This is a genomic window from Quyinboa mangrovi (genome assembly GCF_042219825.1).
In the GTDB taxonomy this organism is placed as follows: domain Bacteria; phylum Bacteroidota; class Bacteroidia; order Bacteroidales; family UBA5342; genus JBHJHP01.
This window is the reverse complement of the sequence record NZ_JBHJHQ010000001.1, coordinates 266,059-281,486: the sequence shown is the minus strand read 5'-3', so window position 1 is coordinate 281,486 and position 15,428 is coordinate 266,059. Positions and strand designations below refer to the sequence as shown.

Annotated in this window: 16 protein-coding genes; 2 read left to right on the top strand and 14 right to left on the bottom strand. The window is 38.2% G+C overall.

The genetic code is table 11. The features are described from left to right. Window positions 1–266: 266 nt before the first annotated feature. The 12 genes from ACE1ET_RS01185 to ACE1ET_RS01130 all read right to left on the bottom strand — a co-directional run bounded on the left by ACE1ET_RS01185 (window position 267) and on the right by ACE1ET_RS01130 (window position 11,628). Complete coding sequence (locus ACE1ET_RS01185) at window positions 267–863, bottom strand: NAD(P)H-dependent oxidoreductase (protein ID WP_375726526.1); 597 nt, start codon at window positions 861–863, stop codon at window positions 267–269. A gap of 121 nt (window positions 864–984) precedes the next feature. Then, window positions 985–1,209 carry a class I SAM-dependent methyltransferase gene (locus tag ACE1ET_RS01180; protein WP_375726525.1) on the bottom strand — a complete coding sequence of 75 codons (225 nt, stop codon included), beginning with the start codon at window positions 1,207–1,209 and terminating at the stop codon, window positions 985–987. Further along, entirely contained in the window at window positions 1,199–1,726 is a 528-nt protein-coding gene (locus ACE1ET_RS01175; RefSeq protein WP_375726524.1) for a DinB family protein, read from the bottom strand. The genes ACE1ET_RS01180 and ACE1ET_RS01175 overlap by 11 nt, the downstream gene beginning before the upstream one ends. Window positions 1,727–2,010: 284 nt before the next feature. Beyond that, window positions 2,011–2,691, bottom strand: a complete 681-nt coding sequence (locus ACE1ET_RS01170; protein WP_375726523.1) for an RNA polymerase sigma factor — start codon at window positions 2,689–2,691, stop codon at window positions 2,011–2,013. 188 nt (window positions 2,692–2,879) lie between these two features. Further along, on the bottom strand, window positions 2,880–4,442 hold the full coding sequence (locus ACE1ET_RS01165; RefSeq protein WP_375726522.1) for a pectate lyase family protein: 1,563 nt from the start codon (window positions 4,440–4,442) through the stop codon (window positions 2,880–2,882). A gap of 242 nt (window positions 4,443–4,684) precedes the next feature. Further along, window positions 4,685–5,164 (bottom strand): hypothetical protein, encoded by a 480-nt coding sequence (locus ACE1ET_RS01160; RefSeq protein WP_375726521.1) that lies wholly within the window; start codon window positions 5,162–5,164, stop codon window positions 4,685–4,687. A 154-nt stretch (window positions 5,165–5,318) separates the two neighbouring features. Further along, window positions 5,319–5,792 (bottom strand): hypothetical protein, encoded by a 474-nt coding sequence (locus ACE1ET_RS01155; RefSeq protein WP_375726520.1) that lies wholly within the window; start codon window positions 5,790–5,792, stop codon window positions 5,319–5,321. Between the two features lie 150 nt (window positions 5,793–5,942). Then, window positions 5,943–6,665 (bottom strand): DUF4348 domain-containing protein, encoded by a 723-nt coding sequence (locus ACE1ET_RS01150; protein WP_375726519.1) that lies wholly within the window; start codon window positions 6,663–6,665, stop codon window positions 5,943–5,945. Beyond that, window positions 6,616–8,574 carry a hypothetical protein gene (locus ACE1ET_RS01145; protein WP_375726518.1) on the bottom strand — a complete coding sequence of 653 codons (1,959 nt, stop codon included), beginning with the start codon at window positions 8,572–8,574 and terminating at the stop codon, window positions 6,616–6,618. The genes ACE1ET_RS01150 and ACE1ET_RS01145 overlap by 50 nt, the downstream gene beginning before the upstream one ends. A 1,228-nt stretch (window positions 8,575–9,802) precedes the next feature. After that, on the bottom strand, window positions 9,803–10,063 hold the full coding sequence (locus ACE1ET_RS01140) for a hypothetical protein (RefSeq protein WP_375726517.1): 261 nt from the start codon (window positions 10,061–10,063) through the stop codon (window positions 9,803–9,805). 1 nt (window position 10,064) lies between these two features. Continuing rightward, on the bottom strand, window positions 10,065–10,850 hold the full coding sequence (gene mazG, locus ACE1ET_RS01135) for a nucleoside triphosphate pyrophosphohydrolase (protein ID WP_375726516.1): 786 nt from the start codon (window positions 10,848–10,850) through the stop codon (window positions 10,065–10,067). Between the two features lies 1 nt (window position 10,851). After that, window positions 10,852–11,628: an MBL fold metallo-hydrolase gene (locus ACE1ET_RS01130; protein WP_375726515.1), complete on the bottom strand. Its 777-nt coding sequence runs from the start codon at window positions 11,626–11,628 to the stop codon at window positions 10,852–10,854. 94 nt (window positions 11,629–11,722) lie between these two features. On the opposite strand from ACE1ET_RS01130, the gene ACE1ET_RS01125 reads away from it, so the two are divergent. Further along, on the top strand, window positions 11,723–12,211 hold the full coding sequence (locus ACE1ET_RS01125) for a DUF456 domain-containing protein (RefSeq protein ID WP_375726514.1): 489 nt from the start codon (window positions 11,723–11,725) through the stop codon (window positions 12,209–12,211). Between the two features lie 74 nt (window positions 12,212–12,285). Then, window positions 12,286–12,960: a hypothetical protein gene (locus ACE1ET_RS01120; RefSeq protein WP_375726513.1), complete on the top strand. Its 675-nt coding sequence runs from the start codon at window positions 12,286–12,288 to the stop codon at window positions 12,958–12,960. 32 nt (window positions 12,961–12,992) lie between these two features. On the opposite strand, the gene ACE1ET_RS01115 is transcribed toward ACE1ET_RS01120, so the two are convergent. Further along, window positions 12,993–13,406, bottom strand: coding sequence for a DUF1801 domain-containing protein (locus tag ACE1ET_RS01115; RefSeq protein WP_375726512.1), 414 nt, complete (start codon window positions 13,404–13,406; stop codon window positions 12,993–12,995). 56 nt (window positions 13,407–13,462) lie between these two features. Then, window positions 13,463–15,427: a GNAT family N-acetyltransferase gene (locus ACE1ET_RS01110; protein ID WP_375726511.1), complete on the bottom strand. Its 1,965-nt coding sequence runs from the start codon at window positions 15,425–15,427 to the stop codon at window positions 13,463–13,465. Window position 15,428: the final 1 nt, after the last annotated feature.

Sequence of the window (15,428 nt, the reverse complement as noted above, 5' to 3'; positions counted from 1 at the left end):
TTATTAAATAAGACATGTTATCATCAGGCTAATCCAGACAGGAACGGGGTCATTTCAATTTTATCAACCTAAAAGTAAGCATTTTAAATGAACAATTGAAAATGAAGAATGAAAAGTTGCTCCTATTTATTTTGATTCGATCGAAAGTTGAATGCCAGCGATTTACTTCAAACAGAAAACATTACAACACATTTGCAAATTATGGGCTGTTGGGCATCTCTTGCCTCTTGCCTCTCGCTAATGTGCACAATAATTGGTGAAGCAACCTAAAATTCAGGGAAATACGCATCAATTATTCCTTTTGCCTCATTTAACCATCGACCCCTTTGTTCTTTCGTGCTGGTTACGATAATGCGAAACATCCTTCGCTCAAATTGTTTTACCCCACAAAAATCAAAAATGCAGTTTTTCCAGATTGTTTCCAGTGGATCCTGAAAAATTTCATTTTCCCTTTTTTCACTGGTATTTGACGTATTAAAAACTATCCCGGTTTTTGCTTTCAATAAGCCAATTGGAATTCCTTCTCCGTTATCACCATCCTTAAACTCATAGGCTATCCCGGGCCTTATAACCCTGTCTATCCAACCTTTTAAAACTGCAGGCGGCTGTCCCCACCAATTAGGATGAACTATGATGATTCCATCGCTATTTACCAAATCATCACAATGTTTTCTTATGAGATCGCTAAACTTACCTTCTTTGGGTATTTCTTCGGACGTAATAACAGGATCAAATTTTTCCCTGTGCAAATCATGGAAGATAACACGATGTCCGTTTTCAATAAGTCTCTGTTTACAGGTATCTGCAATGGCGTGATTAAAGCTTCCCTGATCAGGGTGGGCCAGTATGACTAATACATTCATAATTTTCTTGCAATAATAAGGTTAGTGGTAACTCCATGAAAAAAATTCACTGATTCAACGATTTGAAAACTTCCGTTCTCCATCATTTTTTCTAAATCCGCACTTGTTAATAAGTTTAGATTTATGGGAAGAATTCCAAGTTTTTAATAACCAGGAACGCATAAATTTCAAGTCTTTTTTTTAAAGTTATTTTATCTTTTAAACATACGGTGGTTAAAATAAATAAACCGCCTGGTTTCAATAGGTCATGTATTTTTTGTAATACCTTTTCAATATCTTCCAGGAGATGAATTACATGGTAAGAAACAATTGCATCGAAACAAGCATTTTTAAAATCATTCTGCACCTTTTAGCCATTTTATTGGATGTCCCAATGTTCTTTTTATTTCTTCCATCTCGGCTGCATGCCACATTTCATGCTTAAAACACCAGGACAACGCTTCATATTTAGTATCAGCAACCGGATGTTTAAAAGGTATTGGTTCTAATGCATCAAACAGAATATCATCGCTCAGTTTACTTAAATTATCCAAACAAATTTCATGAACCATATTAAATTGTTCTTTTAATTCCTTTGCTGTTATAATATATTTCTCAACAGACCTGTGTAAAGAACCCATTCCATTGAAAATTTTATTAAACTGAACCGGAATCACTTTGTAAACCTGTTCATTCCTACCAGTTATCACTGTCAAAGCATGAAAATTCTGAGCCATCATTAAATGTCCGATTTGCCATGCAAAATTAGAATCTGTATTCTCTGGAATGGTAAACCATAAGTCTTCAGGTATTTCCGAAACTAATCTATTGACAAAATTTCTTGATTCGACAAACTGCTCTTTTAAAAATTCAATTTTACTCATAATTATTTATTTTAAACCATTGTTGTCCGGCTAAAAGTCGATACTCCTAAAAGATTCTTCGCTCCATTTTACTACGCTCAGAATGACAGTCTTTTAGGTTCATATCGGACTGGAGGATGGGTTGGTTTGGGAATCTGTCGCGAACCAACTCATCCTCCGGCCCAAAAGCCAGCAAATGTCTGTTATTCCGAGTGAAGCGAGAAATCTCTGAAGCTTTAACCGGACAACAGCAATTTTAAGCTTATAATATAATTAGTGAGTTAAGCATTCCGATTTGTGACAACTCAGTTTAAAAATTTTTCCCAATAGTTCTTTCTCGGCAATTCCTTTTCAAATTTTTGGTATAAATCAGCCAGACGGACCATTTTTTGTACAGTTGAATATTCCTGTTCAAAATCAATAGATGCAACCTGTTTGCAAATTCTGCATTTGCAGGTTCCTTGCGGATTGTACAGTGGACAGGTATCATTCATAAAATTTTTGATTTTAGACAATGAACGCGAGGATATTTGCCTGATATTATCCTCTTTCATGTCCATAATCTCACTAATCTGTTTGTATGAAAGCCCAATATTTTCGCGAAATATAAATATTAACCGGGCATCATTGTTCAGACAGTGGTTAAGAGCAGTCAAACACCAGTCGCATATTTCTTTAACCCATTCCTGTCTTTTTTCTTCAGTACCTGAATATTCAACCTCCGGCAAAGCTCTGAATTCCTCCAATTCTATAATTGTTGCTGTTTTTTCGTTTTTCGAATACTTAAGAATAGTGCGTTTGGCTATCGTATAAATCCATGTTGACAATTCCGAATTGCCATTGAATGAGTCTATGCTTTTGATCACCTCGAACCAAACCTCCTGGGAAGCTTCTTTTGCAAGTTCTTTATTCTGTATCATTCTGTGAGAGATACCCGAAACCATAGTTCCGAATTTTTCTACAAGTTCTTCTAAATCAATATTCATTAGTCATAATTTGTTTGGGTCATCATTGGGCATAAAAATCCTGTATTATGACCGCGTTTGGCAGCCTGTTTTTATTTCCCTAAATATTCGTCTACGCTTTTCTTAATTAAATATTGGATCGTATATAAATCTGCTTCCGAAATATTATTCAGTTTATTTAATCAATTCCTTTCCGCAATGCGTGCATTTTAAAAACTGATGAGGTCAACATTGTTGCCGAGGTTCCGGTAATTGATTTTTTCCTGTGGATTGGTGCCGTTGAGGTATTCTTCCACATTGGTATAAATATCACCGTCAGTATCCAAAGAGCCGTCTGCAGGATTCGCAGGATCCAGCTTGTATTGACGTTCCCAGTCATCGGGCATGCCGTCGCCGTCAGTATCAACAGGAACTTTTTTAGGATCGTAAGCCAGGTCAGGATAACCACCAACTTCTGAAATGTCCTTAATGATCCCCGTCTCAGTCATTGGTTTGCCGCTAAGAACCATTTCGGTCACACGCTTATCCACCGCATCGCGTTTGGGCAGAGTCGCACCCACATGGGCCAGTACCGATTGATAGGCCGCTTCAGCCTTTTCGTGTGGTGCCACCGGCCAGCCCACGAAAGGTGTATTTACACGGGCCAGACGCTCGTAAGCTGCATTTACCCGTTCCTGGCGTTGAGGTCCGCGCATGCCTGCCCAATTATTATTGTTAAGCTCTTCATTGCCCTCCATGATATTACCGGCGACGTACCATTTTCCCGGACGTTTTTGAGCCCTGGGGAACCAATTTCCTTCAGCCCATGCACTGCCCGGCGAATACATGTCGCGTTGCTCGATACGTGCAAAAGCATCACGCATATCATCGTTGGTTGCCGGACCCGGTTTGTAATAATTATTAATGACATTGACCTGGGATGTTTCGTCACCGCCATCCATGGTTCTGTGTTGCCAGTTAAAAATAACATTGTTGCGAAAGTCGAAAGGACCAGACATCCCAATGGATGGATTGCGCGCTGTATTGCAGGCAAAAAGGTTATGGTGAAAGGTAGAAGGGTTCCCGCCCCAGGTGCCGCCAAAGGCATGACCGCGGGCATTGAGTGCTTCACTGGAAATGGTCCATTGAATGGTAATATTTTTTGCCGGATCCTTAATCCGTGTAGTTCCGTCCAGGGAAGGCCTCATAGACCGGTAAAGCGAAATATTTTCGTCCATGCCCCAACTGGTTGAACAGTGGTCGATGATGATGTGATGGTCGGGACTGCCGCCACCAATATTGTCATCGCCCTGTCCGCCCTGTGGAATACCCCGACGGACACGAACGTGTCGCATAACGACATTGTGCGTATTGATATTGACTGTTCCCATGATGCAGACACCGTCACCAGGTGCAGACTGACCGGCAATAGTGATGTAGGGATGATTGATATTGATGTCGTCCTGAATTTTAATGTTTCCTGCTACGCGGAATACCACAATGCGTGGTCCTTCGGCTTCAAGGGCAGCACGAAGGCTACCTTCGCCGCTATTGTTTAAATTGGAAACAGCAATTACTTTTCCTCCACGCCCGCCTTGCGTAAACATACCGCCACCCCAGGCACCCGGAAATGCCGGAATAACTGCTTCAGGCAATCTTGGTGGATGTGGTGGAATTTGCCCCTGCTCAGGCTGCCGGGTTGAAACAACTTCTTCCTGTGCACTAACTACAAGGCTTGAGCACAGTGCAACAAGGGAAAAAATACGGATAAGAATTCGATGAACAGGTGTCATATTAATTGCAATTTTGTTTGTTAAATTCCGAATCAAAAATCAGGTTTATCCTTGAACCATAGCCTCCTTTCTCAAGCAATTTATTTGTCTTATGTTTTACCGTTATCGTATTAGTTTTGCAAGGATCTATATGCTTGCTGTTAACGGTGAGTGTATGGTGTTGTAAGGGATTGCGGGCTTCGAATCTATCAAGTTACTACCCAATATTGACGGGTAATAACGCCCGAAAACCTCTGAAACCCTTATTCACTAAACACATTATTAGGCTGCGTTTTTAAATCATTAATTATTGATTCAAGTGTATTACTATCCATATCGGTAATATTAAACCATTTTAATATTCCTTTTAATGTCGAATAAATACCAATATTTATTGGCACATCACTTTGTTGAACGATTAAATCAAATAATGTAGTTACAACAACATCATTGGGGGTATTTGTTAGATATGCAGCATTTCTTTTTCCAAAAATTTTGGGAAATCCTTTTAAAAATTCAAGATATCTTTTAAAATCATCCGTGTCAATCATTAATGTCGCATCCCTAAAATCTAATGCTCTATTAAAAGTTGAATCAAATAATGAATTTTCACTTAAAACCTTTTGCATATGAATAATATCATCCATATCAATTTTACCGGAATAATACTCAATTATAAGTTTTGCTTCTGGCAAAATTTTATATTTCCCGACTTTAATCATACTTGCTCTAAAATCGTTCAAACAAATGTAATTAATCAAATTGAAAAATTAAATTATACCATATCTAATCTGGATGAGTTGAGAAATGCAATCCAACGTTCCCACAATATGGTATCGTCTCGATGTACATCGTAATGCACTATGACCACTTGTTGGCACCGGTTTTTATCATTTGCTATTCTATTTTTTCATTAATTATTTTCTCAAATTGAATAAGAGAATTCCGTAGGCTCGTATTCGTTACTTCTGTTTCTATACCTTCCAAAATTATATATACATATGCCCATGTTCCGGTTAATGATGGTTGTTCATAGTCTCCTTTTAGCTCAAACTGATTATTTAATGCATTTTTTAAATTATTAAAAGTAGAATCATTACTTATATTTCTAACAATAATTGTCTCAATAGACGTATCACGAAAATTATACTTAGTAATTATTCCTTTTATATTATCGGTGTTATTAGTCAAGTATAATTTAAAATCAATTTGCCCTCCACCCTGACGTTCAAAACGCATATAATTATTGGAATCAACCGTGTCAGGAATTACTCCTGTTGGATAAGGATTAGAATTCACAGGATATTTTTCGCATGCGGAGCACAGCAATAGCAATATAAAAACTATAAATACAATTGAAAATGATCTCATATGTTAAAGTTTTAATTTTTTAATATTAGAAAATAATTTCAATAAGTTGGTTCTGTATACATTAAACCTGTGGCTAACGCTCCTGCGGTACGATCTTGTACCGAAGTACGTTCGAATGCACTATGACCGTGTTACCAGTGGTATTATTTATTAATCTCCTAATTGTTCTTTTTCTATTAAATACCATTTACCGCCAAATCCTTTGAAGAAATATTTGGCATCTCCTCCGCTTTCAATTCCATACCAATGAAGCAATCTCTCATTTGTTGGTCTAAATTTTAATTCAAAATTGTCATAAACTTGAGTTCTTTCATTTGAGATTTTGATATAAAATGGATCATACTGCCATTTAGCTTTTATTATTTGAATTGTGTCAATATCTCCTCCTACATCTATATCTCCATAAGGTGTTTTCCCCCAGGTGATGTATTTAAGCGGAAACTTAATTCTATTGATTTGAAAAACTGAATCAGTCATAAATTTCCAAAAGAAAGAGTCAAAGTCTTCATTTTCAAAGCATATAATTTCAGGCTTTGAAGCAATTGTATTTGTATGTATAAGTTCAGTTTTTGCTTTTTCTAATTCCGCAGACAAACTGTCAATCTGATGTTTTAATTTATGCCCACTGCCTTGCTTCACGTAGCTACAAGCAACTAATAACATAAATAGTACTGGTATGTATTGGGGTTTCACCTTTTTTAAAATTACTAGTAACGGTTGGTAATAAGAAACGTAGGGCTTTTCGAAGCACCTACCTTTCAAATGACCAAGACGTATTTTAAGTGTTATATCGTTTAAATTTAGTACTTTCTGCCCTATATTTTTATTGCGTCTTGGCGGCTCGTGCTTTCTTTTTTCTGGGTTTGTTTCCATTTTTTTCAAAATAATTATCAATGTCTTTTTTATATTGATTAAGTTGAATCGTATGCGCACCTTTAAAAGCCTTATCAATTTTTAAATCATTGTTGAAATACAATCCTAGCATATCCATTTCATCAATATTTGTCAATCTCTCATCTTCATATAACGGTAACCTTTTGCTTAAATAATCAATGAACATTTCTTCTGAAGTCATTAATTCTGAGAAAGCCATTAAATCGAAAATATTAATTGTCCATGCAAATTCTGAGTTATGATCAATTATTCCCAGCTGTTTAAGTTTACTTAAAGATGCAATCAAGCTACCTACATAAGAGAAGCTAATTGAAATTCTAAATACATTAATTGTATTCAAAGGAAGGACATTCTTTCCCTCTGAGGACTCGAAAATTGGCTCTTGAGATTCAGCAATAAATTGATATGCTCTATAGCTTTGACAAATTGCATCACCTATGACGCTTGTTAAATCTGTTTTTATACTAGAAATAGCACCTCGTTTGGCTTCTTCACTAATCAAACCAGCTTTAACTTCAATTAAATAAGTTGCATGCTCACTTAAGCCAAGTAAATCTAATTCATATCTTCCATCAGTTGCTTTTGTGCACTTAAGATCAAGCAAAGGATTTGTGAACTTATAGTACACCCCTTTATAAAATGTTGTTTTGGGAAGCATCTTTTCAAATAAAGCTAATACCTTTCTTTCAATAAACTCATCTTTTGCCTTTACTATTCTATTACCAAGAAATGAATTTTTATAGTATTCAGGGTTTGCTCTTTGGATCAACGATTGTGCAATTAAAAAGTAATTTCTTGCTGCAAGATTCATCGAAAATAAATAATGGTTTTCGTTTTCATCTTCAATTATTGGATAATTATAAATTTCACTTTTATTTAGAATTTCATATTCAAATTTTTTAGGTTTTGTGAATACTGCATTCTCACCAAATTTTATTGATAGGGCTTTAACAACTTTTTCCTGGATTTCATTGTAATGTCGTATTTTATATAATCCATCATACGTGTCAATGCTGTTTAAAGGATATAAAATTACCCCATTGTTTTCCACTATTATTTCAGGATGTTCTTTGACAAATTCATTCAGATACTCACCAGAATGAATCATTTCGGGGGAGATTTTATTTTGATTTTTCCTCATCCATTTGCTAAGTTTTAAAGTTTGGACAGGATGAGGCATTCCATCTGGCATCAAAAGACGACATCCATATGATTCTTCTAATTTATCAAAGGTGTCAATTAAATCTTTAGAGGTGAAGCCATAATTTTCTTTTAAAAAATCATCATGTAAGGAAAACATTTCAAGAAAAAGTTCTCGGATATGAATCATATAACCTTGTCCTCTAACCCATAATGTTTCGGTTATCATGTCATATCGAAAATGAGATTCCAACTCAGAATACTTTCCAGTAACATTCTCTGCACTAAAAAAAACATTGAACAACCTTCTGATCTCCACTAATGATTCATAAATTTTAAAAAGAGTTTCTCCCGTTGGCACTTTTCCCTTGTTTATATTAGGTGTTGCTGTGGCAATACTCTGGCAATATTCAATGGTAGTTTCTGATAAGCCATCATCTGATTCATCTGTAAGCATTTTATTATAGCCAAATGAGGCTATTCCTCCTACAATTAAAATTTTATCATATGCATTTATTAAAGAAACAGTCTCATCTATCAGTTTCTTTATTTCTTCATAAATTTTAGGTCTATCTTCCTTTAATTGTTTTATAAAGGCTGTATGCTCTTCTTCAGTTCTTTTGTTGGTGTAGAAAATATTTTTACCCTTGCGTATAATTTCTATCCCGTTAACTCTTATTACTTCCTTTTTTGGAGCAATTTTCTTTTTCTTCTTCGGTTTCTTTCTTCGGTTTCTACTTTTCGGCATAGATAGAGTTTATTATGTTTAATAGTCAATTCTCAGCATGGCCGCCAACTAGTATATATACTGGTATTCATTCAGCCTATCTACCAAATCAGGGTTATAAAGCCGAATTCTGTTATGCTTTATTTTCCACTTTTTATGGGGTACGTATATGTTGTAACGTAAATCATATTACTATCAGGCTAATCCAAACAGGAACGGGTTCATTTCATTTTTATCACGCTAAAAGTAAGCATTTTAAATGAAGAATTAATTATTTAAGTGAAAAATGAAGAATGAAGAATGAAGAATTGCTTCTTTGGGTTTCGAATGAAATTGGATGTTCTCGCTGACGTAGCCGGGAGACTTTGTCCTCGTAAGTCGTAAGCCGTAATTCGTGATACGGGAGTTGTGGCGGTTCACAACACATTATTTTCTCGCAGATATACGCCGATTAAATCGCAGATTTTCGCAGATGTTCTTTGGAAGTCATTAATAAGGAGAGGAACACCGCATACTAAGAGTCAAAATGCCCTACAAGGCATGCTCCATTATTCATTTGTAAGTCAGCAGTCGTAACTTGTAACGCGTAACCAGTCACGTTTCTCGTCTTACGATATACACACCAAATTTCTCGCGGATATACGCAGATTAAATCGCGGAGTTTCACAGATGTTCTTTGGAAGTCATTAATAAGGAGAGGAACACCGCATACTAAGAGTCAAAATGCCCTACAAGGCATGCTCCATTATTCATTTGTAAGTCAGGAGTCGTAACTTGTAACTTGTAACTTGTAACTTGTAACTCGTAACTCGTAACCTGTCACGTCTCACGATTTACACACCAAATTTCTCGCGGATATACGCCGATTAAATCGCGGAGTTTCACAGATGTTCTTTGGAAGTCATTAATAAGGAGAGGAACACCGCATACTAAGAGTCAAAATGCCCTACAAGGCATGCTCCATTATTCATTTGTAAGTCAGCAGTCGTAACTTGTAACTCGTAACCTGTCACCTGTAACTTGTAACTTGTAACTCGTAACTTGAAACCCGTCACATTTCACGACTAACGACTGATATACTCCTTCGCTGAAGCTTTGGAGAATGACAAAAAAAGGGAATCCACGCCTGAACTCCCAATTCGTTTAATTGCAATTGTAATGCCAATCCCTTTAATACAGTACAAATGTAACGTGCTGATTTTAAGATGACATTACAGCATTGTGTCATTATCAACACAATTTACCTAAATTATTCTTCAATTTGTATGTCAATATTTTTTTCCTTCAGCAAGGCTTTAGACTTGGAACAGATATTGGATGTACAAACCAGGATGACTTTCTGTCCCGGCTCTTTTTCCTGAATTGTTTCAGCCATAGCCACAATTTTTTCCGCATCCTTTCTAATGATCCGGCTTTTAATCTTCTTCACAATGGCAATAGTACGCTCATCAACCTGTTGTAAATCTGTTCTGCTGTTTAAACCAAACGGTGTGGGGTCGAGTTTTTTCATTTCAATGCGCTTTATGCTTGGCTTCCTCCCAGATTTTATCCATCTCCTCCAGGTTCATGTCTTTCAGTGATTTTCCTTTCTTCAGCGTCTGATCCTCCAGGTAATTAAAGCGCTGAATGAATTTGATGTTGGTTCGTTCCAAAGCCGCTTCAGGATCAATTCCGTACAACCTGGCCGCATTGATCATACTAAAAAACAGGTCGCCGAATTCTTTTTCTGTATCGGTAACATTACCGGCCTTAATCTCAAATTCCAGTTCAGCCAGTTCCTCACGCACCTTATCCCAAACCTGTTCTTTCTGATCCCAGTCAAAACCAACACCGCGTGCCTTATCCTGTATCCGGTGTGCCTTAATCATCGCAGGCAGCGCCGCGGGAACACCTTCCAGTACGCGCCGGTTACCATCCTTTTCCTTGAGTTTCAGCTTTTCCCAGTTCCGCTCCACCTCTGATGCATCTGCCACTTCTGTGTCGGCGAAAATGTGCGGATGGCGGTAAATCAGTTTTTCACAGATGCCGTTAAGCACATCTTTGATATCAAAGGCCTGTTTCTCCTCTCCTATTTTTGCATAAAACACAATATGCAGTAAAATGTCCCCCAATTCCTTTTTTATCTCTTTAAGGTCGCCTTTCAGAATAGCATCCGAAAGTTCGTATGTCTCTTCAATGGTTAAATGACGGAGGCTTTCCAGGGTCTGCTTACTGTCCCACGGACATTTCTCACGCAATTCGTCCATGATGTCCAGCAATTCACCAAATGCATCCATCCGTTCCTGCTTTGTGCTCATATTATAGTATAAGTTTTAATCCGTCATAAGCCGGTTCTACATTTGCCGGCAGTTGTTTCAATACCTCACTGTGTTTTATCATGCCATGACTGATATGTGTCAGATAGGCTTTTCCGGGTTTTAAATGTTCCACCACTTCCAGGGCCTGTTCCAGGTTGTAATGTGAGATATGTGGTTCATGCCGTAAGGCATCAATCACCAGTACTTCCAGGTTTTGCAGTTTTGAAATCTCCCTTTCCGGAATAGAACTCAGGTCTGTGAGATAAGCAAAATTCCGGATTCTGAAACCCAGAACCGGCAGTTTATAGTGCATACAACGAACCGGCATAAACGGTTCACCCTGAAGAACCAGGGGAGTTTTATCATCAATCAGGTGGATATCGAACTTTGGTATGCCCGGATAGCGAAAGTTTTTAAAGGCATAACTGAATTCCGTCTTTACCACCTCACTCACCCGCTCCTCGCAGTATACCTTTACGGCATCACCCGATATCCGGTTAAAAGCACGCACATCATCCATTCCGGCAATGTGGTCCTTATGTTCATGTGTCAGGATCAATGCATCCATATGATCTATCCCGCAGGTGAGCATCTGCTGCCTGAAATCCGGTCCTGCATCAATAACCACATTCGTTTCTCCGTATTGAACCAGAATAGAAGAACGCAGCCGCTTATCTCTTGGATCATCCGAAACACAGACATCACACCGGCATCCAATCACCGGTATTCCCTGCGATGTGCCCGTTCCCAGAAATGTTATTTTCAGTTGATTTGACATAAAAAACAAAAGTAATAAAAGTAAATCCGATGTGTTTATTTAACCGGAATTATTCACAAAGAGTTGTAAATTATTCTATTTTTGTTTGAAAAAAATGGATATTCTACTTAGCAGCCTGGGAGTTATCCTTATCCTGATTGGATTAGCCGGATGCATTTTACCTGGCATTCCGGGACCACCGATAAGTTTTGTTGGCCTTCTCGTACTCCACTTTACCAAATATGTACAGATCAACGAAAATACACTGATTACCTGGGGGATCATAGCCGTAATAGTTACTGTACTGGATAATTTTGTTCCTATCTGGGGCACCAAAAAGTTTGGGGGATCCAAATGGGGAGTCTGGGGAAGCATAATCGGACTGCTTATCGGAATGTTTGTTTTCCCTCCATTCGGGATCATTATCGGGCCATTTGCCGGAGCAGTAATTGGTGAAATGATGGCCGGACAGGAAAGCCATAAAGCCTTAAAAGCAGGATTTGGCGCTTTTGTAGGTTTCTTATTCGGAACCGGCGTAAAGCTGGTGGCTTCTGGCTGGATGACGTGGATATTTTTTCGCGAAATGTTCCATGGAATAAATTAGCGCAGGTATTTAAATGCGCTCCGGGTTTTAATTCTTCCTCATTTTTATTATTTTGCGCATGAGCACGTTTGGAGATGATGCGATTGAAAGGTTACATATTGCTCATAGTTTTACCGTTATTAAGTTTAGTTGCTTTCGGACAAAAAGACAATGTACAACTGATCAGGTACATTGACAGTACTTTGTATGTTCAGAAAATAGACAGCCTGAAAGCAGAATTTCCAAATATAAAGGGGATACCTGAACGTAATGAAATGGCATTATATACTGCCTTATCCTATTATCCCGAATTACAAGAATCACATATCCAGGTCAAAACAGGCAACATAAAAACAACACTTTCTATGCGTCCCACTATTTGGTCTGTGATATTCAAATCGAAACATAACCGGGATTATATTCTGCGAATCAACAAAGACAATAAATTTGGAAACATCATACTCAGAGATGTTAACTACCAGGCAGCTGTTGGTCTGTTTGGCCATGAGCTGGCACACATACTGGACTACAGGAGCGTTGGTGCAGGTGGCATATTAAAACGGGCTGTCTGGTATTTAAGCGAAAACAAGCGAACCTTCTATGAGCACCAGATTGATATGCTGACGATTGATAAAGGTTTGGGCTGGCAGTTGTATGAATGGTCCCGTTTTGTACAACAATCACCTAAAGCAACACCACAATACAAAAAAATAAAAGCAAGACGCTATCTGAAACCACCTCAGATTTTGTCGACAATGAACCAGGACTAAACAACCTCATAATCAGGCTTTGGGATTTAGTGTTATTTATTTCTGTTCAGCATTTTAATGTATGTTTCTGAAATCAAGTTGTGAAGAACATTCATATTAACATCTGACAATCTTTTTACATACAAACAAGCTTTCCCGGTTTTATATTTACCAAGATCTTTTATGCCGTAAAGCTTATCCACGCCGTAAATAAGATAAATTGTAAGGCTCTGTTTTCTCGGAGAAAATCCGGTGATGAACCAGTCTCCTTCCCTTCCCGAATCATATTTATAATGGTAAGAACCAAATCCTATGATGCTTTCACCCCACATGGCAGGCTCTTCTCCCGTTATTTCTTTCATCATGTGCATCAATACCAATGCATCCGCCTTCTTTTCCTGATCATCGATGGTATTAATAAAGTCAATTACATCATTTTCTGTCCGTTTTGTTTTCAGTTCAGCCATATCTTCCTTTTTCATGAAAAAACAAGAAACGGCAATCATTTGTTGATGAAGTTGTACTAAACAGGATCGGCAGCAATAAAACGGGTAATATTTCGCGACAACTCTATGCGATTCAAAAACGATTCCATAACACGGTCGTACAACGTTTTTTTCAGCACAAGATCTTCAATCCCGGAATCTATATTCGGGTTATCATTAATCTCAATCAGGAAGACTTCTCCGTTTACCTCTTTTAAGTCAACGCCATATAATCCGTCCCCCATTAAGGATGCCCCTTTCAGAGCCACTTTTAAGACTTTTTCCGGCACCTCTGAAACGGGTAATGTTTCGGACATACCTTCCATATCATCCTTTTTCCCTTTCCAGTTATATATTTGCCAGTGTCCCTTGGCCATATAATATTTACAGGCATACAAAGGCTGTCCATCCAAAATACCAATACGCCAGTCAAAATCAGATGGCAAAAACTGTTGTGCGATGATTAATTCTGATTTTTTAAACAGGATCCTGAGTGATTCCTGCAGCTCTTCCTTGTTATGAACCTTACTTACTCCCTTTGAAAATGACCCGTCCGGTTGTTTTAACACCAGCGGATATACCAGCGCATCGGCATCCGTTGGTTTAAACTGGCTTTTTGCCAAAACCCTGGAAGCCGGAATGGGAATCCGGTTCAGTACCATGCGTTCGTACAAATATATTTTGTTGGAACACCGCAGAATTGACCACGGATCATCAATTACAACCAAACCTTCGGCATAAGCCGTTCGGGAGAAACGGTAGGTATAATCGTTTACATTGGTAGTCTCGCGGATAAACAGCGCATCGAATTCACTCAAACGGTTGATATCATCTTTTGTGATGTACTCCATATAAAAACCGGCCCTGTCTGCCGCAGCCTTAAATTTTTCCAGGGCCTTTTTATTAGAAGGCGGATTTTTTTCCTCCGGATTGACCAACACAGCAAGATCATATTTATAATTTTTCAGTCGCGGAATATGAAAACGCTTTTTGGAAAAGAAATTTTCCATAAACTGCTCCAGCAATTCTTTGTGCTCAACCGGAAGTTTATTCACGTTTAGCGGTTGAACCCTGTAAATCATCCAGTTGTCTTCCTTCACAAAATGGACCTGAAGCAAAGGCGTTTCGAACAGCATGTAGAGCTTACCGGCCAGTTGTTTCAGTCTCCGGTCTTCCGTTTGACCAAAATATATATTCAAACTGACTTTCTTCTCTGCGATGCCGTTAAATGCTTTTTGGATCAATTCATCAACCTCGGTTGAAATGCTTTTAATGACCGAAGCATTTTTAAAATCACCAATGGTGGTCACACTCGGAACCACACGATGGTCGCGTGCCGATGCCAGCAATGAAACATAATAGCCCGTACTTTGATATTTATAGGAACTGCACAGGTTAAAAATCCTTGCATTCCGAAGTTCCTGATATTTTTTGGTATTGATATATTTTTTAGCAGGAACCACCTGAATATTATCCGGTACAAACTTAAACTGCCCGGGATTATCTACTACAATAATATTCTCCTTAGAACTCTTCTCTGATTGTACCGGAAGCTGGTAAATCATTTTCACAGCATCGTAACCTGCAGCATAATAATCGCTGAGAACACCTGTGACCTTAAAACCAAATTGTTCGTACCACGAAATCAGCGACTTATTTGATGCCATGGCTTCCAGCGAAACTTTTTCGAACTTCATCAGTTCTGCCCTTTCAAAGCAATAGGCCATAAGCTTTTTCCCAAGCTTCAACGATCTGAACTGCGGAAGAATGGCTATGGAATAGAGCCTGAGCGTCCGTTTGTGGTAATGCACCACCATAGCGCCGGCATAGGTTTCTTCTTTCCCGTTCTGAACCGAAATCAGAAATACATCCTGAAACTGGCTTGTAAGGCTCAACCGCAACATCCTGCGCGAACTGCGTTGAATTTCAATAAAGCATGTTTTCTCCAGTTCTTCAAGGAATTGTAATTCATTCAGTGATGCACGGCTAATTTTAACTTCCATC

Coding starts and splice junctions, on each gene's coding strand:
- ACE1ET_RS01185 (WP_375726526.1), bottom strand. CDS start 863: ATGAATGTATTAGTCATACTGGCCCACCCTGATCAGGGAAGCTTTAAT.
- ACE1ET_RS01175 (WP_375726524.1), bottom strand. CDS start 1,726: ATGAGTAAAATTGAATTTTTAAAAGAGCAGTTTGTCGAATCAAGAAAT.
- ACE1ET_RS01170 (WP_375726523.1), bottom strand. CDS start 2,691: ATGAATATTGATTTAGAAGAACTTGTAGAAAAATTCGGAACTATGGTT.
- ACE1ET_RS01165 (WP_375726522.1), bottom strand. CDS start 4,442: ATGACACCTGTTCATCGAATTCTTATCCGTATTTTTTCCCTTGTTGCA.
- ACE1ET_RS01155 (WP_375726520.1), bottom strand. CDS start 5,792: ATGAGATCATTTTCAATTGTATTTATAGTTTTTATATTGCTATTGCTG.
- ACE1ET_RS01150 (WP_375726519.1), bottom strand. CDS start 6,665: ATGGAAACAAACCCAGAAAAAAGAAAGCACGAGCCGCCAAGACGCAAT.
- ACE1ET_RS01145 (WP_375726518.1), bottom strand. CDS start 8,574: ATGCCGAAAAGTAGAAACCGAAGAAAGAAACCGAAGAAGAAAAAGAAA.
- ACE1ET_RS01140 (WP_375726517.1), bottom strand. CDS start 10,063: ATGAAAAAACTCGACCCCACACCGTTTGGTTTAAACAGCAGAACAGAT.
- mazG (WP_375726516.1), bottom strand. CDS start 10,850: ATGAGCACAAAGCAGGAACGGATGGATGCATTTGGTGAATTGCTGGAC.
- ACE1ET_RS01130 (WP_375726515.1), bottom strand. CDS start 11,628: ATGTCAAATCAACTGAAAATAACATTTCTGGGAACGGGCACATCGCAG.
- ACE1ET_RS01125 (WP_375726514.1), top strand. CDS start 11,723: ATGGATATTCTACTTAGCAGCCTGGGAGTTATCCTTATCCTGATTGGA.
- ACE1ET_RS01120 (WP_375726513.1), top strand. CDS start 12,286: ATGATGCGATTGAAAGGTTACATATTGCTCATAGTTTTACCGTTATTA.
- ACE1ET_RS01115 (WP_375726512.1), bottom strand. CDS start 13,406: ATGGCTGAACTGAAAACAAAACGGACAGAAAATGATGTAATTGACTTT.
- ACE1ET_RS01110 (WP_375726511.1), bottom strand. CDS start 15,427: ATGGAAGTTAAAATTAGCCGTGCATCACTGAATGAATTACAATTCCTT.